Genomic DNA, 18,659 nt, shown 5'->3' with positions numbered 1-18,659 from the left:
GTGCCGATCAGGCGTCGAGCGGTGCGCCGAACCAGTGCGCCAGCGCGTCGCGCAGGGCCGGTGCCGCGGTGCCGGTGGGCTCGCCCACCTCTGCGGCCCAGGCGATATGGCCGTCCGGCCGGATCAGCAAGGCGTCGGCGCGCCCGCCCGGCGCCCAGCCCTGCACCTCGGCGGCCAGCTTCCAGCCCAGATGGACCGCGTCGACCATGTCGACATTGAGTGCGGTGCCGGTGGCGGGCAGCAGATGCGCCGCGTCCCCGGCGAGCAGAATTCTTCCGGCGCGGTAGGTTTCGGCCTGCCGGTCCTTGAAGGTGAAGCGCGACAGGCGCTTCGGGTCCGACATCGGCAGCTCGGCCCCGAGCACGCGCCGCACGCTGTCGGCGAGCTCGGCGATGGTCAGCGGCTCATCGTCGTCGTAGTCGGTGGTGTCGTCCTCGACGGATCCGACCGGCGATACCGCTGGCCTTCGGCACGTCGCGCGGGGCCGGATACTGCTCGAGCACCAGGGGGCGGACACCCGCCAGGCTCAATTCGGCGGCCAGCGTCAGGCCGGCCGGGTCGGCGCCCACGATGATCACATCGAGGTCGGTCACGCGATAACTCCCAAATCCGCAGTCGGTGCGCAAAGGGGCAATTCTGCGGCGGACTCCCCGGCCTCGGCGCTGTGCCCCTAGTGACGGCGGCGGGTTCCAGCACGGAACTGCCGGAAAGTAGCAGTCGGGGTGGTAAAAAATAGACGCTGCGGATGGTTCCGTCGTATCCGAGGGATATGATCGGCATGGCAGCGGTGTTGCTTGCGACGGTAACGGACGGGCGCGCCGTCGGTGATTCCCGAATATCGGAGTAGAAACTCATGGCCGCAGAACCGATCCGGATCGGCGTCGAGTCCAGTGTCGCTGAACGGGGTCCGATCGCTTTGCGGATTGCGGTCGGCGGCCAACTGCGCAAATTGCGCGAAGCCCGTGGCATCACGCCCCAGGTCGCCGCCGACCGCATCCGCGGCTCGTACGCCAAGATCAGTCGGCTCGAGCTCGGCCGGACCGGTTTCAAGGAACGCGACATCGTGGATCTGCTTGACCTGTACGGGGTCACCGATCCCGACGAGTGCGCGAAATTCCTCGATCTGGCGCGCAAAGCCAACCAGCCGGGTTGGTGGCATCGATACAACGACCTGCTGCCGCAATGGTTCGAGACCTACATCGGACTCGAAGGCGCGGCGCGCACGATCAGAACTTTTGAGGGCCAGTTGGTTCCGGGCCTGCTGCAAACCGAGGACTACGCCGCCGCCGTGGTGGCGGTGGGGCACGAGAACAGCGAAGCGGTGCGGCGGTCCGAGCAGGGCGGCCGGGGCCAGACCATCGACGTGCAGGCGGCACGCCGCGTGGAACTACGCACCAAGCGGCAGGAGATACTCGACGTTCCCGGCGGGCCGACGCTGTGGGCCGTACTGGACGAGGCGGTACTGCACCGCCCGGTCGGCGGCGCTCGGGTGCAGCGCCAGCAGATCGAACACCTCATCGAGATGTCGGCCAAGCCGAGCGTGACGATCCAGGTGCTGTCCTACCGGACCGGCGCGAACGCGGCGGCGGGCAGCTCGTTCACGATGCTGCGCTTCGTCGAGCGTGAGCTGCCCGACATCGTCTACCTGGAACAGTTGACCACCGCCCTCTACCTGGATCGCCCGGACGAAGTCCGGCACTACCGCGAAGTGATGGACCGGCTGGCCGTCCAGGCGGAGACCCCCGAGGCGTCGCGGGAGCTGATGGTGGCCGCCGCCGCGAAACTGTAGGTTCTGCGCGCGGCTCTCGCGGTTCGGCAGCCGCCCTTGGCTTTTCGCTAGGCTGGGGTCGTTATGAGTATTCGACCCGCTACCGCCGCCGACATCGACGCGGCCGCCGTCACCCTCCGCGAAGCGTTCACCGACTACCCCTTCAGCAGGCACACCGTCGCCGCCGACGACCACGCGGCGCGCGTCGAGCGCGTCCAACATCTCTTCCTCTCCCGGATCGGACTGCCGCACGGCCGGGTGTGGGTCAGTGACGACGTGGCAGCGGTGGCCGTCTGGACCACGCCGACCACCACCGATCTCACCGAGGTCTTCGCCGAACTCGGCCCGGAGCTGGCCGAAGCGGCGGGCGACCGCGCAGAGGCGGCTGCCGCCGCAGAGGCCGCCCTGGCGCCGCTGCGGCCGACCGGGCCGGCCTGGTTTCTCGGCGTCGTCGGTGTCCGGCCCGACGCGCAGGGCCGAGGGCTCGGCCGGGCTATCATCGAACCGGGTCTGCGCGCGGCCGCCGAAGCGGGTGTCGAGGCCTACCTGGAAACCTCGCTCGAAACCAATCTGGCGTTCTATCGCAAGCTCGGCTTCGAAGTGACCGGCGAGCTCGAGCTGCCAGGGGGCGGGCCGCGCACCTGGGCGATGCGTGCCGCGCCACCTGTGAAATAGGCACGCGCGCCAGAGGTTACGCCCGGCCCGCCCGGAACATCCTGGACACCAGGCGGTGACCGCAGGATGAAATCGTGGAGACGAGGTGGGGCCGGGTCTGGTGGTCGGGGTGCGGTGTGCGTCATCGTGGACTGCGGTGGCTCCAGCCGACTGTTCGCCGTCCCTGGTGGCCGGTCAAAGAGGCTGGGGCGCTGTGGGTTTGATGGTGCATAGCGTGGACGGGGCGAGCGGGTCCGATGAGTTTGTATCTCCCGGAGGAGCTGCGCTGGCTCGGCTGGATCGCCGGATCGAGCTGGCCGGACGGTGACGAGGACGGGATGTGGGCGCTCGCCGCGGCCTGGCAGAGCGCGAGCGAGGAACTGCGCGGCCAACTTTCCGCCATCGAGACCGCGAAGCGGGACACGATGCTCGCCTACCCGCAAGGTAGCGCGGCGGAGGCGATGGGCAAGCTCTTCGACGGCCTTCGCAGCGGCGACCAGTCGGTGGAGTCGCTGGCCGAATTGCTGCAGCAGGTCTCGGACTCGACCTTCGATCTGGGCACCCAACTGCAGGCGACCAAACTCACCATCATCATCTCGCTGTGCTGGCTGGCCATCGAAATCCTGTGGGCGTGGCTGTTTCCGCCGACCGCGCCCGCCGTCGAAGCCGCCGCGATCTCCACCACCCGCTCGTTTCTGCGGGTTGCCGAGGACACGGTGCAGAAGGCGATCACCAATCTGGCGCGCAAGCTGGGCGCCTCGGCGGAGAAGCGATACTTCTGGAAGTCGTTGGCGGGTGGTCGGTTCGTGCTGCCGACCGCGAAGGGGTGGGGCGTCTACGGCGTCAAGTTCGGCGAAACCGCGCTCACCTCAGGGGGATTGAACGCCGCGGTGCAGCTGGGGCAGATGGCGGACGGAAAACGGCGGCACTTCGACGGCAAGGAGTTCGGGGTATCGATGTTCGCGTCGGTCGCGGGCACGCTGCCGTCGCGGGAGTTCGCCCGCTACCTGGGCCGGGGCATCGACAGATTCGGCGCCCGATCGCTCGACACTGTGTGGGGCCGCACCGGACGCGGCGCGTTCATCGGCGCCGCCTCCGCGGTGGTGAGCTCCGCGACAGGCAACCTCGCGGTGGGCGCGGCGACCGGGGACTGGTCGTCGTTCACCTCGCCGACCGGATGGGGAGGCGGTATCGCCCGCGGCGCCATGGTCGGCGGCGCCCGCGGCGCTTTCGCCAAATCGACCCCGATCTCGACCTCGGACATCCGATACCCGCTCTGGATGCACAAGCCAGGAGCACCCCGCACCTCAACCCCCTCCGGCTCACCCGCACACGACGGATCGAGCCGCAGGTCCTCGATCCCGTTGCAGCCGTTGACCGGAGCCGGAGGCGGCCGAACCGGTGCCCCTGCGGGCGGACCCACTGGCACTGGAATCCAAGGCGCACAGGGCAGTTCGCGGCCCAGCGGTCCGCCGAGTAGTAGCAGTTCGCATGCGACGAGTGCGTCGGGCAGCCCCGGCACGCACGTCGCGGGCGCCTCCGGGAGCGGTGGCTCGCACATGGTGGGCGGGCCTGGCCATGGTGGTTCAACCGCGGCGGTCGGTTCCGGCCATAGCGTTTCGACGCCGGTCGCTGGCCACGGTGGTTCGTCGCTGGCGGGTGGCTCGGGTGGCGGTGGGCCCCACGGGGTTGGCGGGTCTGGTCAGGGCGGTTCGCACGTGACGACTGGTTCCGGCCATGGCGGCTCGCCTGCCGCTGGCCATGCTGGTTCGACGCCGGCGGGTTCCTCTGGTGGTGGAGGCTCGCCTGCCGTGGTTGGTCCTCCTGGTTCGCTCGCCGCATCGGGTTCGGGCCATGGGGCTTCGCATGGGGTGGGTGGGTCTGGCGGTGGGGGTTCGCATGTAGGGGGTTCGGGCCGGTCGCTCGTGGAAAGTGTTGGTGGCGGGCAGCATTCACCGGTGGGGGTGCGGGGAGCGCAAGGCGGGTCGTCCGGGGCGCAGGCGGCGGAGGGGGGTTCGGCGCGTGGGGAGGCGAACGGTCGTGGCGCGGTTGGTGGCGATGGCGGCTCTGTACGTTCCGTGGGGCGGGGCACGCTCGACAGTGACGGGCGCTCCTTCCACACCGCGCGGGGGACGGTCGACAGCGAAGGTCAGTCGTTCCACACCGCGCGGGATTCGTTCCCTTCAGCGCGGGAGTCGCTGGGGAGCGGGCAGTCGTCGGCGCACGGGTCGCCGGGTGGTGCGGCGGTCTCGGGCGGCGGTGCTCAGTCCTCGGCGCACGGCCAGACCACCGGATCCCCGGGACGCGACGGATTCGTGCCGCCCACCTCGTGGCAGTCCTCGATCGACGGCGGCTGGCGGCCGCCCAGCGGTTACGGCTCGCCAGCCGACGGCGTCGCGCCGTCCGGTCCCGGCCGCGCCACCACCACGGCCACCGGAACCCCTGTGGGAAGCCCGATTCCAGGCGGCCCGACACACGGCGGATCGCCCGCGCAGCCACCGAACGGTTCGCCTGGCCAGTCACCGAACGGACCGTCCGGGCCCGCAACGCCCGCCACCAACCCGCTCAGCACTTCGGGCGCGCAGTCGCCGGGTGGATCTGCGAGGCAGGTGCCAAGTGGATCGACCGGCGGCGGGTCGTCGCTGACCGGCCCGCCCAGCGGTTCAGGCGGGCAGGCGTCGGGTGGGTCTGCGGGCCAAGTACCAAGTGGGTCGCCCGGGGGTGGGTCTTCGGTTGCCAACCCGCCCACCGGTTCGGGTGGGCAGTCGCCGGGTGGTTCCGCGCATTCGGGCGGGGGTGTGAATGGTGTTGGGTCGCAGGGGAATCAGGGGGTGGGGCAGCAGGAGCCGTTTCTTGGGGCGGGTAAGGACATGAAGAGCAAGACGCGGCCGAAGCGGTTGCCGCGGTGGGAGCCGTTGCCGGGGCGGTTCCACGCGCCAGGGGCGCCGGATGAGTCCGTGTGGATGCTCGAGGACGGTGCCGACCTGGTGGACGACGCTGAAACCCCTTCGGTGGATGTTCCTTTCAGGCTTTGAACGTATCTGTACGCACTTCGAGAGAGGCGAGACGGTGGCCGACAAGGTCGAGGTCGACACGCAGCAATTGCGCCGGGCCGCAGGGGACTGCGATCGAATCCATGACAGCATCACACGCACACTCGGGACACTTCGCGCGACGGTCGGCGGCTCCGGCACCCCCTGGGGCAACGACAGTTTCGGCAGCAAGTTCGCGCAAGGGGAAAAGGGTTACCTCGCCGCCCGCGTGAACCTACTGGCCGCCATCGACCAGATGGCGACGACCATCGGCGACTACGGCACCGGCCAGCGCAAGGCCGCCGATGATCTGGACGCGATGGAAGCCGGTAATACAGGAGGGTTCTCGGCCAACTAGCTAGTGCCCCGTCCAGAACTTCGTCACGTTTCTCGACTGCGCGGGACGCCCGCCCGCCGCGTTGTCGTCGTCGGCACAACCTCGGTATCGGCTCGTCCTTCGCCGCACCGGCGGACACCTCAGATCGCCGATAAACGCACCCACCTTCCTGGACGAGGACTTACCGTGGTTTCAACAGACTCGCACGGCTTCGCTCATGTGGCGCAGCACCCGCCCGAGCACCGTGGGCGCGAGGATGGTGTCCAAAGACGCGGTCAGGTGCAGCATGCCGTGCACGGCCGCGGCGACCACGTCATCGGTTTCGGCGGCATGCGCCATACGGGAGATGTAGCGGTCGAGCAGTCTGCCCTCCAGGGTCGGCGGGATGCCCGACTCGGCGAAGCGGGCGTCCGACCTGGTCGCGACCGTCCATGCGGTATCGATCGGCCCGGTGACCGCCTGAAAGAACCGCTGCGCCAAGTCTTCTAGGCCCGTTTCCAGTAGATCGCGCAGGAGCGCGGCCGACAGGGCGGCGATTGTCATCCCGTGCCCGTAGACCGGGTTGAAACTGCACACCGCGTCGCCGACCACGAGGTATCCGGCCGGGAACTCGTCGAGTTCTTCGTAGTGCCTGCGGACGCTGGACGGGTAACGCATCTTCACCGGCTCGGTGATGCGGGTGGCGGTGCGCAGGAAGTTCGCGAAGTCGTCGACGGGCAGCGACTCGGCGAAGCGCAGGAGCGCGTCGTCGTCCATGGGTGGTTGTTCGCCGAAGAGGCCGCCGAGGGTGAAGATGAACTCGTCGTTCTCCTGGGCGAGCAAGAATCCGCCGCGCGGCGACCCCGGAAACGGACTGATGATGGTGCCCGGCCGTCCGTCCAGGTGGTGTGGCTCGCGTCGATACGACCGCGTCACGTAGGTGGTGTCGACGGACATCCTGGTTTCGCGGGGCGGCCGGAAGCCATACTCGGTCAACCAGATCGAGGAACGGGACGCGCGCCCGCTCGCGTCCACCACCAGATCGGCCGCGAGATCGGTGGGCCGCGACCCTGATTCGCGTCCCTGGACGCGCACGCCGGTGACCCTGCGCCGGTCCGGTGCCACGATCGGCTTCAGCACGTCACATTCGCTGACGACGGTCACGTTCGGCAGCCCGGTAACCCGTGCGCGCAGCACCGATTCCAGCAGCGGACGGCTCGACACCACACCACGGCGGCGCTGCGGCGGCGGTTTGACCAGGTGACCGTCGAGGTACCAATCGACATTTGACCGGAACGAAACGGCGCCGGCGGCCACCATGTCGTCGCCGAAGCCGGGAAACAGGGTTTCGAGCGTGGCCGCGCCGCCCGCGAGCAAGGAGTGGACATGCTTGCCCTGCGGCACCGCCCGCCGGTGCGCGGCGCCGGTCGGGAGCGCGTCCCGCTCTACCACGGTGACCTTCGCGAAGCTTTCCGACAGTGCCCGCGCGGCAGCGAGTCCCGCGATACTCGCGCCGATCACCACCGCGCTGTCGGTGCGTTCGATCATTGATGCATCACTGCTCATTCGAGCTCGTTTCCGTTCCCGTTCGTCGCGCCGGGTGCCGTCCTGCCGGCGGCACGAAACCAACTGGTCGTCAGCAACGGTATTGCGGCACAACCGTTTCGGAGATCGGCCGGAAAGCCGAATAAACCCTCCGGTCGGCCGGAACCACCCGGCGGGTGGCGGGGGAGCGTGCCGGTGGGGCGCCCAGCTCGCCGCCTGGCCACGTTGTCGTCGGCACCGAGGCGATCCCCGGTGCCGGCTCCTACAGCCGAATCGGTCGGAGATCAGGTTCGTGACCCCGTCACGGCGCGGAGAGCCGGCCCGATCTCCGCCCTACCGGGAACCGCGGCGGCACTCGGCCGGACTTATGCGGCAGGAACCCAACCCGCGTTCGACGTGCAGACGGTGCCGAGGACGAACGGCGGCTGCACGATCTCCATCAGTCCGGTGCCGGTGCCGGTGCCGGTGTTCGGCGCGAGCCGCAGCGCGTTGGCCTCCGCCTCGGCGGCCGTGCGCCCCGTGGCGGAGAAGTAGCTCGGCGAGGTCTGGAACGGCGTGCGGCCGTCCAGCTCGACGACGGCGCCGCATTCGTTGTGGACGCGCGCCACGATGTGGCACACCCCGGCACCGCAGGCGGCCAGCGCCGCCTGGTCGGCCTCGTACCGGGTCGGATAGTCCGTGGCCTCACCAACTTTCATGCCGGTGATGGCGATGGCGCCGTACAGATCCTCGGTCGCGGCGGCAGGTCCGGCGCCGGTGCCCACGAGTGTCAGTGCGGTGACGGTGGCGACGACGGCGGCGGCGAATTTACTCGATACGGTCATTGGCGCGGCCTCATCGCGCGTTCGAGGTGCACACGGTGGCCTGGATGGAGGGAGGCAGGCGCATCGAACTGCCCAGTGCGAGGCCCATCATGGTGCCGAGCGGTGTACGGCACCGGCGCGAGCGTCATCGGTCTCGCGCCGGCGAGCGCGCCTGCCAATGGAACAGCCAGGGCCAGCACAGGCTTTCGTAACAATGACATGCGGACAGCCCCCGAAGTCGAACATTGAGTATCGGGCGATCATTCCGGTTGGCGCCGCGACTGTCCAGCCCGGGTGGGTGGACCGAATGCGGGCTGCGCACCGCGGGTCTCGTCGCGAGCCCGCGGTGCGGATCGGTCACATCGGGTACACGGCGTGCTTACGCGGGTTGAATTCCGGCTTGACGGTGGGCTTTTCGCGCAGCAGGCGCAGCGCGTGCCGGATCTCCAGGCGGGTGCGTGCCGGTTCGATGACGGCGTCGATGTACCCGCGCTCGGCGGCGATCCACGGGGTGGCGATCGTCTCGTTGTAGTGGTTGATCATGAAATCGCGTGCGGCGGCGCGCTGTTCCTCCGGAACCGCCGCCAGTTGCCGCTTGCCGATGAGATCGACCGCGCTCTCCGCGCCGATCACCGCGATCCGGGCCGTCGGCCAGGCGAAGCTGATGTCGGCGCCCACCTGCCGGGCCGCCATCATGCCGTAGGCGCCGCCGTAGGATTTGCGCACCACCAGGTTGATGATCGGTACCGTGGCCTCGATGATCGCGCGCGGCACCCGGCCGCCGCGGATGATCACGCCGTTGGCCTCCTGGTCGAGGCCGGGCAGCACGCCGGGGGTATCGACGACGAACACCAGCGGAATGTTGAACGCGTCGCAGAGCCGGATGAAGTAGGTCGACTTGTCCGAGCAGGCCGCATCGATCGAACCACCCAGTACCAGCGGCTGATTGGCGATCACGCCGACCGGAACGCCGTCGACCCGCGCGAAACCGGTGATCAGGTTGGGCGCGAATGCCGCACGGATCTCGTGGAATTCGCCGTCGTCGAAGATCCGCAGCAGGATCTCGTGCATGTCGTAGCCGGTGCGATCGGAGTCCGGGATGATCGTGTCGAGTTCCCGATCGGTGGCGGTGAGCTCCGGCTCCAGGCCCGGATTCACGATCACCGGTTGCTCGAGGCAGCTGGTCGGCATGTAGCTCAGGTACTGCCGGGCCCAGGCGTAGGCATCCTCCTCGCTGTCGGCCACGTGGTGCAGCGTGCCGCGTTCGGCCTGCACCTGCGCGCCACCCAGCTGCTCGGCGGTGATGTCCTCGCCGTTGACGGCCTTGATCACCTCGGGGCCGGTGACGAACATGTAGGAATCCTTGGTGCCGATCAGCACGTCGGTGTTGATCGGCCCGTACACCGACCCCGCCGCGCACTTGCCGAGGATGATCGACACCTGCGGGACATAGCCGGACAGCTTCTCCAGCACCCGGGAGATATCACCGAACGACGCGATCGAGCCGACCGCGTCCTGGATCCGCGCACCGCCGGAATCGTTGATCGTCACCACCGGGCACGCGTTGTCGAACGCGAATTGCAAGGCCCGCATGAACTTTCGCGCGGAGGTGATGCCGACCGAGCCGCCGTAGACGGTCTGATCGTGCGCGATCACCACCACCGGCCGCCCGCCGATCAAGCCACGGCCGGTGACCAGCCCGTCGCCGTAGAGCGCGTCCTTCTGCTCGGGCTGGCGCGCCAGGGCGCTGGTCTCGATGAAGGTGCCGGGGTCGAGCAGCATGTGCACCCGCTGCCGGACGCTCGGAATATTCTTCTTCGCCCGCTTGGCGATACCGGCCTCACCCGCCGGCTCCGCGGCGATCGCCAGGATCTTGACCAATTCATCCAGCTTCGCCTGGGTGTCCACCACGCTCGCCGCCACCTTCCTCACCAACTGTCGTGCTGTCGTGCAGACGCGACGTTAAGCGGTGTGGACACCAGCGTGGACCATCGGGCCCCAGATGCGGGACAGGTCACAGTTCCCGGCCAATTCCTATGGCCTCGCGAACAGTTCGAACGCGGTGTCGGCCGTGGCGTTGGGCGGTGTTGTCGGTGGTAGTGGGTAGCGTCTGGTGCTGTGGAAACTGGGGAACACATCCAAGAGCTCGCGGACCGCATCGTGGCGCTGCGCGACGCCTACTACCAGGGCGCGCCGCTGGTCGCGGATGCCGACTACGACGCGATCGAGGACGAGCTGCGCGCCCTGATCGAGGCGCATCCGGAGCTGGCGCCCGAGCCGAATCCGCTGGAGCAGGTCGGCGCGCCCGCGGTGTTGCACGCGCCGGTCCGGCATTCGCGCCCGATGCTCTCGCTGGAGAAGGCGACCAAGCCCGAGCAGGTGGTGGCGTTCTTCAACCGGTTCCCCGGCCAGTCGGTGGTGGTGATGCCCAAGCTCGACGGTTTGTCGCTGGCGCTGGTCTACGAGGACGGACGACTGCTGCGCGCGGTCACCCGGGGTGACGGCACCACCGGTGACGACGTAACCATGCTGGTGCGTGCGCTGGTCGACGGGGTGCCCGAGCGCATCGAGGTGTCCGGCCGGGTGGAGGTGCGCGGCGAGGCGGTGATGCTGCGTTCGACGTTCCTCGCCTACAACACCGCCCATCCGGACAAGCCGCTGATCAATCCGCGCAACGCGGCGGCGGGCACCCTGCGGGCCAAGGATCCGGCCACCGTCGCCGAGCGACGCCTGCGCTTCTTCGGCTTCGACCTGGACACCTCCGAGGGTGGCGCCGCGGTCGATCTCGGCGACGGGTTGCGCGCGCTCGGTGTCGCGGGCGCGGCGATGCGCCTGTGCGCCGACGCCGAGCAGGCGCAGGCGGCGATCACCGCGATCGAGCAGGGCCGTAACGATCTGGACTACGACATCGACGGCGCGGTGCTGCGCCTGGCCGACCGAGACGCGTACGCGGCGGCCGGAACTCGATCCAATTCACCGCGCGGCGCGCTGGCGTTCAAGTTCGCCGCGGAGGAGAAGACCACGTTGCTGCGGGAGGTGATCTGGGACGTCGGCAAGACGGGCAAGATCGTCCCGGTCGCCTGGCTGGAGCCGGTGTTCGTCGGCGGCACCACGGTCACCAAGGCGACGCTGGCCAACCAGGAGGTGATCCGGGCCCGCGACATCAAGGTCGGTGACACGGTGCTGGTGCGCCGCGCGGGCGATGTGATCCCGTTCGTGGCGGGCGTGCTCGACGCCGCCGAACGCACGGGCGAGGAAGTCGAGATCGTGCCGCCCAGCACCTGTCCGTCCTGCGGGCAGCCGGTGACCGAACAGGGCAACAGTCGAGAACTGTTCTGCACCAACGTTTCCTGTCCGGCGCAGACGGTACGCAGGCTGATCCACTGGGCCTCGCGGGCCGCGGCCGACATCGATGCCATCGGCGGGGTGTGGATCGAGCGCCTCGCCGAGGCGGGCATCCTGGACAACCCGTCGGACTTCTACACCCTGACCAAGGAGCGCCTGCTCGAGTTCGACCGCATCGGCGAGGTCTCGGCGCAGCGCATGATCGACTCGATCGATGCCAGCCGTCAGGTCGGCCTGCGCCGCGCGCTGATCGGGCTGGCGATCCCGATGGCCTCCGACGGCACGGCCGCGCGGCTGGCGCGGGCGGGCTTCGGCTCGCTGGAGGAGGTCGCCGACGCGGGCGAGGAACGGCTCGTCGCGGTGGAGGACATCGGGCCGAAGGTCGCCGCGTCCCTGGTCGCGCACCTCACCCGGCTGCGCCCGGAGCTCGAGCGGCTGCGCGCGGCAGGGGTTTCGCTGGACGTGCGCGCCGAGGATCTGCCACCGGTCGTCGCGGCGGGCGCGCCGCTGGCGGGCAAGACGGTGGTGATCACCGGCGCGATCAGCGACCCGCGCTCCGGTGAGAAGGTCGCCCGGCCCACCTTCCAACGCCTGTGCGAACAGGCGGGTGCGACGGCCGCGTCCTCGGTCTCGGCGAACACCGATCTGCTCATCACCGGAGCGGGCGTCGGCGACAGCAAGCTGACCAAGGCGGAGAAACTCGGCGTCGAGGTGATCGACCAGGGCGAGATCTGGACGATGCTGATCGACGCCAAGATCGTCTAGCCCGCCCGCGCGTCTTCGGTGGCGCGAATGTTCCATCGGAGGTGGCGCGCGGGTGCAAGCGCGCGGGGTGTTCCGGTACATAGGCTGCGACGCTATGGAATTCGACGCAATCGTGCTGGACGCCACCGGGGCCGACATCCAAGGGGAGTCGGCGCGGATCCGGGCCAATGGCCCTGTTTCGCGGGTCGTGCTACCCGGTGACGTACCGGCGTGGTCGGTGACCGACGCCTCCGTGATGCGTGGCCTGTTGACCGATGCCCGGGTGTCGAAGGACGCGCGGCAACACTGGGCGGCCTTCGGCCGGGGCGAGATTCCGGCCGAGTGGCCGCTGCGGTCCTGGGTCGCCGTGGACAACATGTTCACCGCCTACGGGTCCGACCACCGGCGCCTGCGCAGGCTGATCTCCGCGGCCTTCACGCACCGCAGGACCACGGCGATGCGGCCGCGGATCGAAGCGATCGTCGCCGAGCTACTGGGCGAGCTGGCGGCGCTCCCGGCCGGCGCCGAGGTCGATCTGCGGCAGCTGTTCGCCTACCCGGTGCCGATTCGGGTGATCAGCGAATTGATCGGTGTCCCAGAGCATTTGAAGTCACCGATGCATACCTGTGTGGACCGCTTCTTCGACACTTCGGACACGCTGAAGGATCCGCCCGCCGACTACCTCGAAATGTATGGGCTGGTGGGCGAACTCGTCGCCTACCGCAGAGATCAGCCCGGCGACGACGTCACCAGCGTGTTGACCGCCAGCTACGACGAGGAGGGCACCCGGCTGAGCGAGAAGGAACTCGTCGACACGCTCATGCTGATCATCACCGCCGGGCACGAGACCACCGTAAACCTGCTCGACCAGGCGATCTTCGCCTTGCTCACCCGGCGACAGCAGCTCGCCGACGTGCGTGCGGGACGGGCGAGCTGGGCCGACGTGGTGGAGGAGACCTTGCGCTACCAGGCGCCGCTGGCACATCTGCCGCTGCGCTACGCGGTCGAGGACCTCGATGTCGCGGGAGTCCGGATTCCGCGGGGCGAGGCGATTCTGGCCTCCTATGCCGCGATCGGCCGCGACCCGAAGGTGCACGGTCCCACCGCCGACGAGTTCGACGTGCATCGTGCCACCAAAGATCGCCACCTCGCGTTCGGGCACGGTGTGCACCACTGCCTCGGCGCACCCCTGGCCAGGCTGGAGGCGCAGGTCGCGTTGCCCGCCTTGTTCGCTCGCTTTCCCGACCTGCGCCTGGCCGCCGGGCCCGCCGAGCCGGCTCCGGTGAGCAGCTTCATCTCCAACGGGCACGCGCGGCTACCGGTCGCCCTCGGGCAGGTGGCCGACGAGGCGACGTCACGCTCGAATACCGCTGTGGCACAGCCTGGCTGAGCGTGCGAGGGGTCGTCACTGCGGGAACTCCCCGGCCCGCGCCCACACCCGGTGGGTCGGGAGGAGCGCGGCGAGCGCGTCGAAAGCCGTGGCGAGACCGGCCGCGCTGTCGACACCGGCTGAGTCGTCGGCGATGCCCGCGGATCGGATCGCCGCGGCCCCGGCCGAGGTGTAGGCGATGGCCTTGAGGTGACGGTGTGCCTCTTGTACGAGCAGCGCCAATCGCGGATCCGTGGACGAACCCGCGATGAGCAGGGCGTCGAACTCGATGGAGCGCGCGGTGTCCAGGGTGCGCGAAATCGCCACCTGCCGTGCGCCTTTACCGAATTCGCCGCCGTGCGGCGCGATGACCAACGGTGTCATCGACCGGTCCGCGATCGCGGCGACCGTGTCGGCCAGCTCCGCCGGATCGGTCGCGTCATCGGCGAACAGACCGATGATTCGTCCGTCGGTCGGCCAGGTGCGGCCGAGTTGGGAGAGTGCGGGCGAGACGGTCACTTCGACCTTCTTGCCCGGCTTTCCGTCGAGCGGCAGTCCGAGCCCCTGCGCCACCGTCTTGGCCAGCTGCTCATCGATCCGGCGCAGCACCGCCACGGCACGCTGTTTGATCGCCTTCTCGTAGCATTTGCCGAGTTCGAAGGTGTACGCCTTGGCGACGTGCGCTTGTTCGATCGGGGTGAGACTGGCGTAGAACAGCCGGGCCGAGCTGAAGTGGTCGTCGAAGCTCTTGGGCGCCTGCCGAACCTTCTTTCCCGCAACGGCTTCGGGGTAGTCGATCAAGGCGGCGTCGCTGTTCCCCGCCAGGAACGGGCAGCCGCCGTCGAGGCTGTTCGGCCGGTACGGTGCCACGCCGGAATGTATTGCGCTCTGGTGCACTCCGTCGCGGAACATGTCGTTCGTGCCGATATGCGGCCGATTGATCGGCAGCTGCGCGAAATTGGGTCCGCCGAGGCGGGAGATCTGGGTGTCCAGGTAGGAGAACAGCCTGCCCTGCAACAGTGGGTCGTCGGTGTGGTCGATGCCGCGCACGAGGTGGCCGGGATGGAAAGCGACCTGCTCGGTCTGCGCGAAGTAGTTGGTGGGATTCGCGTCGAGCGTCATCGTGCCGATGATCCGCACCGGCGCGAGTTCCTCGGGCACCAGCTTGGTGGGATCGAGCAGGTCGATGCCCTCGAAGGTCTGGTCCTCGGTGTCCGGGAAGACCTGCACCCCGAGATCCCACCGCGGATACGCGCCGGACTCGATGGCGTCGGCGAGATCGCGGCGATGCATGTCGGGATCGACGCCCGCGGCGATCTGCGCCTCCTCCCACAGCAGTGAGTGCACCCCTAGCTCGGGCTTCCAGTGGAACTTCACCAGCACCGTTTTGCCACGGGCGTTGACGAGCCGGAAGGTGTGGACGCCGAAGCCCTCCATCATCCGGTACGAGCGCGGGATGCCGCGGTCGGACATGTTCCACAGCGTGTGCGCGGTGGCCTCGGTGTGCAGGGTGACGAAGTCCCAGAACGTGTCGTGCGCGCTCTGCGCCTGCGGGATCTCCCGGTCCGGGTGCGGCTTGCCCGCGTGGATGATGTCGGGGAACTTGATCCCGTCCTGGATGAAGAACACCGGAATGTTGTTGCCCACCAAGTCGAATACGCCTTCGTCGGTATAGAACTTGGTGGCGAAGCCGCGGGTGTCGCGCACGGTGTCGGCCGAGCCGCGCGATCCGAGCACGGTCGAGAAGCGCACGAAAACCGGTGTCTGCTTACCTTTTTCGAACAGCGAGGCGCAGCAGATCGCAGCCGCGGCACCGTTGGCGGTGAACACGCCGTGTGCGGCCGCGCCCCTGGCGTGCACGACCCGCTCCGGGATGCGCTCGTGGTCGAAGTGGGTGATCTTCTCGCGCAGATGGTGGTCCTGCAGCAGTACGGGCCCGCGCGGGCCCGCCTTGAGCGAGTGATCCGTGTCGGTCAACCGGGCGCCCTGCGCGGTGGTCAGAAAGGACCCTTGCTGGCCCGCGGCGCCGCTCGGCTCGTCGACCGCTACTCCGGTCGGGCTACTGGGGCGTGGCCTCGCCTGGTCGGATTTCGGGGGCAGTGGCGCGCGCGGCCGTGTCGGTTCGGCCACCGTAGCTGGCGTACTGGCCGGTGCACCCGGCGCGACGGGCTGGGTTTTCGACTTCGAACGTCGGGCGGATCCAGGCATTCGGCGACACCTCCTGCGATCGGACGGATGAGAGCTCTCGCGACCGCAATGCCCGGTTGATCAGGAAGCAAACAGGCGTGTCGGAGTGGGGAAGATCGCGCGGCCGATGCGGCGGCGGGCGCTAATCTGGACCTATGACCCGAATCGGCTTGGGCGGCGCCGATCGGACGACCCGACCTCTCGCCGTCCCCTGCTCGATTCGCCGTCCCCGCAAGCGATCTCGCGCCCGAGGCCGCGTAGCGGACATCGAGAACAACCGGGACACGACATGAGCAAGTGCCAGTCCGAGGCGGTGATCGCCCTGCAGGCGGCGATCATCGGATACGACACCGATCGAACGGCGACGAGCCTGCGGGAGTTGCGGCACGCGGTCGCGAACGCGCGCGCGGCGGGCGTCAATGTGGCCGCCGTGCTCGAGGCCGCGGTGACGGTGCTGTGCACCGAGGAGGAACTGCGCCGAATCGCCGACGCGGCCTGAGTCGCTCGGGTATCACTCGCTCGGGGACAGGGGGCGCGTCGCGGGGCCTTCCAGGACGCTGCCGTCTGGGGCGAAGCGGGAGCCGTGCAGCGGGCAGTCCCAAGACTTCTCGGCGTCGTTCCAGCGCACGATGCCGTATAGGTGCGGGCAGATCGCCGACACGGCCGTGGTTTTTCCCTCGACGGTGCAGGTGGCGATCGGACTCAGACCTTCGCGCCGGACCCGGCCTGTGCCCTCCGGGGGCGTGTCGCCGTCACCGTGCGATTCCGCGCGTGCCCAGCCGCCCGCCATGGCCAGGCCGACGCCGCCGTTGGTCTTGATCGCCGTCGTCAGCCCCGAAAGTTCCCGTGGCCGCCAGGCTTCGAGGTCGCGCGCCCACTCCGGCGCCCGGCCGGATACCCGACCGGCGATCGCCAGCGCCGCCGCGATGGCGTTCGTCATACCCCATTTCGAGTAGCCGGTGGCCACGAGCACGCGGTCGCTGCCGGGGAGCAGCGGCCCGACGTAGGGCAGCCCGTCCATCGGCGAGTAGTCCTGCGCCGACCAGGTGTGGGTCAATTCCGCTGCGGGCCAATGGGTTCGCGTCCACGATACGAGATCGTCGAGCTTGGCGCCGGTCGGGGTGTCGCGGCCGACGACGTGCCCGTTGCCGCCGACCAGCAGCAGTTCGCCGTCGGGACGCGGCGCGGTGCGCAGCGAGCGGGTCGGCGCGTCGGCGGACAGATACATGCCGTGCGGCAGCGGCCCCGGCACCCGGAACGCGAGTGCGTAGGAGCGATTCGGTTCGAGCCGGGCGAAGAATCCGCCGCGATCCAGAATCGGGGTCCCGGTCGCGAGAACGACTGTCCCGGCCTTGATTTCACCGCGATCGGTCTTGACGGTGTCACCGTGGACCGTTCGTACCCGCGTGTGCTCCACGATCACGACGCCCTGTCGCTCGGCCTCGTCGGCGAGTCCGTACAACACCGCCATCGGGTCGAACTGGGCTTGGTCGTCGACGCGAACGGCGCCGTAGGTGGGGAAAGGCAGCTCGAGCTGTTCGGTCCAGTGCGCGTCGAGCCCGGCCGTGCGGCACGCGGCGAGTTCCGCCTCGACCCGCGCGGTGCCCGCTCGGGTGCTCGCGTAGGTGAACGCGGGCGCGCGCTGGGTGGCGATGTCGTGCTCGGCGCAGAACTCGAGCAGCCACCGCTGGCCCTGCCGGTTTGCCTCGACATAGGCGCGCAACGTATCCGGGGCATGCTTGCTCGCGATGCTGGACAGGTGGGTGCCCTGGAGCAGGCTCAGTTTGGCGGTGGTGTTGCCGGTCGCGGCCGCGCCGAGCGTGCGCGCCTCGACCAAGGCGACCGAGTCACCCCCGCGCGCGAGCAGCAGTGCGGTGCTCACGCCGGTGAGGCCGCCACCGACCACCACGTGATCGAACCGCCGTCCCGGTTCGAGCGGCGGATACGTTCTGGCGGGCACATTGTCTAGCCACAAGGAGGTCACGTCGGCCGAATGCCCGCCCCCGACCCGTCGAAACACCCACGCCGTCGCGGGGATTCATCGGGTGCCGCGCAGTCGCCTGCGGTGACTGGTGTCGCACAGGGGGTAGTTCTTCGAACGCTTGCACAGGCACAGCGCGACCTGGAAGCGGTCGCACTCGATGCGCGTGCCGTCGGTCGTGACGATCTCGACCGGGCCCTCGATCAGCGCGGGCCCGTCTTCGGTGAAAGTTATGCGGCGGCGGTCACTTTCGGGTCTTGTCGGCACGGATCACCACCAATTCCTCGTCCTGTTGTCCCGGCTGGATCAATCCCTGCTCGACCAGATGCGCGGCGCACCGGCGCATCACCGGCCCGAACGGGACCGTCGTGCGCGCGACGACGGCGGCCTTCAAGCCGCCGCGGCGCAGCTGGGTCATGGTCAGGTCCGGATCGGCGACCACCGAGTGCACGATCAGCGCGGTGCCGTCGCGCGCGAGCAGGTCCGGGGTGCGGGCACAGAGGCGATCGAGGAACGCCCGCCCGTCGCTGCCCGCGTGCCAGGCCCGCGCCCGGCCGCGCACGCGTCGATCGCAGCGCGCGGGGACATACGGGGGATTGGCCAGCAGCACATCGAATTCCCGGTCCGCCACGGCGGTTTCGAAATCACCGCGCAGCACCTCCACGTCGACGCCGCGCAAGCGGCAGTTGAGCCAGGTGGACACGCTCGCCGCACGGGAGATATCGATCGCGGTGACCGAGGCCGCGCCGCATAGGCCGGCGCGCAGCGCCAGCGCGCCGGTCCCGCTGCAGACATCTACGACCCGGCCGCCCGGCGGTAGCGCGGCCTCGGCCAGCGCGGCGGCGAGCAGCCAGGTATCGGTCTGTGGCCGGTAGACACCGGGGGTCCGTATCAACATCACTGGTAGGCGATGCC

The 18,659-nt window shown here is 69.2% G+C and carries 16 protein-coding genes; 7 read left to right on the top strand and 9 right to left on the bottom strand.

What is annotated here, in order from left to right; all coding sequences use genetic code 11:
- Window positions 1-7 precede the first annotated feature (7 nt).
- On the bottom strand, window positions 8-394 hold the full coding sequence (locus tag F5X71_RS37475; RefSeq protein WP_275106805.1) for an FAD-dependent monooxygenase: 387 nt from the start codon (window positions 392-394) through the stop codon (window positions 8-10).
- 10 nt (window positions 395-404) lie between these two features.
- The gene (locus F5X71_RS37005) at window positions 405-593 is read right to left on the bottom strand and encodes an FAD-dependent oxidoreductase (RefSeq protein WP_275106734.1); all 189 of its coding nucleotides are present in this window, start codon (window positions 591-593) and stop codon (window positions 405-407) included.
- Window positions 594-853: 260 nt separating this feature from the next.
- Between F5X71_RS37005 and F5X71_RS19245 the strand changes: the two genes are divergently transcribed.
- The 4 genes from F5X71_RS19245 to F5X71_RS19230 all read left to right on the top strand — a co-directional run bounded on the left by F5X71_RS19245 (window position 854) and on the right by F5X71_RS19230 (window position 5,812).
- A complete protein-coding gene (locus tag F5X71_RS19245; protein WP_167463289.1) occupies window positions 854-1,789 on the top strand; it encodes a helix-turn-helix domain-containing protein in 936 nt (311 codons plus the stop codon).
- A 63-nt stretch (window positions 1,790-1,852) separates the two neighbouring features.
- Entirely contained in the window at window positions 1,853-2,443 is a 591-nt protein-coding gene (locus F5X71_RS19240; protein ID WP_167463288.1) for a GNAT family N-acetyltransferase, read from the top strand.
- A 236-nt stretch (window positions 2,444-2,679) separates the two neighbouring features.
- Complete coding sequence (locus F5X71_RS19235; protein WP_167463287.1) at window positions 2,680-5,457, top strand: hypothetical protein; 2,778 nt, start codon at window positions 2,680-2,682, stop codon at window positions 5,455-5,457.
- Window positions 5,458-5,491: 34 nt separating this feature from the next.
- Window positions 5,492-5,812, top strand: a complete 321-nt coding sequence (locus F5X71_RS19230) for a WXG100 family type VII secretion target (RefSeq protein ID WP_167463286.1) — start codon at window positions 5,492-5,494, stop codon at window positions 5,810-5,812.
- Window positions 5,813-5,983: 171 nt separating this feature from the next.
- Here the strand turns inward: F5X71_RS19230 and F5X71_RS19225 are convergent, their stop codons facing one another.
- The 3 genes from F5X71_RS19225 to F5X71_RS19215 form a co-directional block, all read right to left on the bottom strand.
- Window positions 5,984-7,318, bottom strand: coding sequence for an NAD(P)/FAD-dependent oxidoreductase (locus F5X71_RS19225; RefSeq protein WP_167463285.1), 1,335 nt, complete (start codon window positions 7,316-7,318; stop codon window positions 5,984-5,986).
- A 362-nt stretch (window positions 7,319-7,680) separates the two neighbouring features.
- A complete protein-coding gene (locus F5X71_RS19220) occupies window positions 7,681-8,139 on the bottom strand; it encodes a DUF4189 domain-containing protein (RefSeq protein WP_167463284.1) in 459 nt (152 codons plus the stop codon).
- A gap of 336 nt (window positions 8,140-8,475) precedes the next feature.
- Entirely contained in the window at window positions 8,476-10,029 is a 1,554-nt protein-coding gene (locus F5X71_RS19215; RefSeq protein WP_167463283.1) for an acyl-CoA carboxylase subunit beta, read from the bottom strand.
- 207 nt (window positions 10,030-10,236) lie between these two features.
- Here F5X71_RS19215 and ligA point away from each other — a divergent pair, with 207 nt between their 5' ends.
- On the top strand, window positions 10,237-12,228 hold the full coding sequence (ligA, locus tag F5X71_RS19210; protein WP_167463282.1) for an NAD-dependent DNA ligase LigA: 1,992 nt from the start codon (window positions 10,237-10,239) through the stop codon (window positions 12,226-12,228).
- A gap of 94 nt (window positions 12,229-12,322) precedes the next feature.
- Complete coding sequence (locus F5X71_RS19205; RefSeq protein WP_167463281.1) at window positions 12,323-13,597, top strand: cytochrome P450 family protein; 1,275 nt, start codon at window positions 12,323-12,325, stop codon at window positions 13,595-13,597.
- 15 nt (window positions 13,598-13,612) lie between these two features.
- On the opposite strand, the gene F5X71_RS19200 is transcribed toward F5X71_RS19205, so the two are convergent.
- Complete coding sequence (locus F5X71_RS19200; protein WP_167463280.1) at window positions 13,613-15,784, bottom strand: catalase; 2,172 nt, start codon at window positions 15,782-15,784, stop codon at window positions 13,613-13,615.
- A 268-nt stretch (window positions 15,785-16,052) separates the two neighbouring features.
- On the opposite strand from F5X71_RS19200, the gene F5X71_RS19195 reads away from it, so the two are divergent.
- On the top strand, window positions 16,053-16,262 hold the full coding sequence (locus tag F5X71_RS19195) for a hypothetical protein (RefSeq protein WP_167463279.1): 210 nt from the start codon (window positions 16,053-16,055) through the stop codon (window positions 16,260-16,262).
- Window positions 16,263-16,274: 12 nt separating this feature from the next.
- Here F5X71_RS19195 and F5X71_RS19190 read toward each other — a convergent pair whose 3' ends face one another.
- The 3 genes from F5X71_RS19190 to F5X71_RS19180 all read right to left on the bottom strand — a co-directional run bounded on the left by F5X71_RS19190 (window position 16,275) and on the right by F5X71_RS19180 (window position 18,642).
- On the bottom strand, window positions 16,275-17,723 hold the full coding sequence (locus F5X71_RS19190; RefSeq protein ID WP_167463278.1) for an FAD-dependent oxidoreductase: 1,449 nt from the start codon (window positions 17,721-17,723) through the stop codon (window positions 16,275-16,277).
- A gap of 78 nt (window positions 17,724-17,801) precedes the next feature.
- Window positions 17,802-18,011, bottom strand: coding sequence for a CDGSH iron-sulfur domain-containing protein (locus F5X71_RS19185; RefSeq protein WP_167463277.1), 210 nt, complete (start codon window positions 18,009-18,011; stop codon window positions 17,802-17,804).
- Window positions 17,989-18,642: a HemK2/MTQ2 family protein methyltransferase gene (locus tag F5X71_RS19180; protein ID WP_167463276.1), complete on the bottom strand. Its 654-nt coding sequence runs from the start codon at window positions 18,640-18,642 to the stop codon at window positions 17,989-17,991. Before F5X71_RS19180 ends, F5X71_RS19185 begins: the two co-directional genes overlap by 23 nt.
- Between the last annotated feature and the right edge of the window lie 17 nt (window positions 18,643-18,659).

This window comes from Nocardia brasiliensis (assembly GCF_011801125.1).
In the GTDB taxonomy this organism is placed as follows: domain Bacteria; phylum Actinomycetota; class Actinomycetes; order Mycobacteriales; family Mycobacteriaceae; genus Nocardia; species Nocardia brasiliensis_C.
The sequence above is the reverse complement of the archived record's forward strand: the minus strand, read 5'-3'. Positions and strand labels throughout refer to the sequence as shown.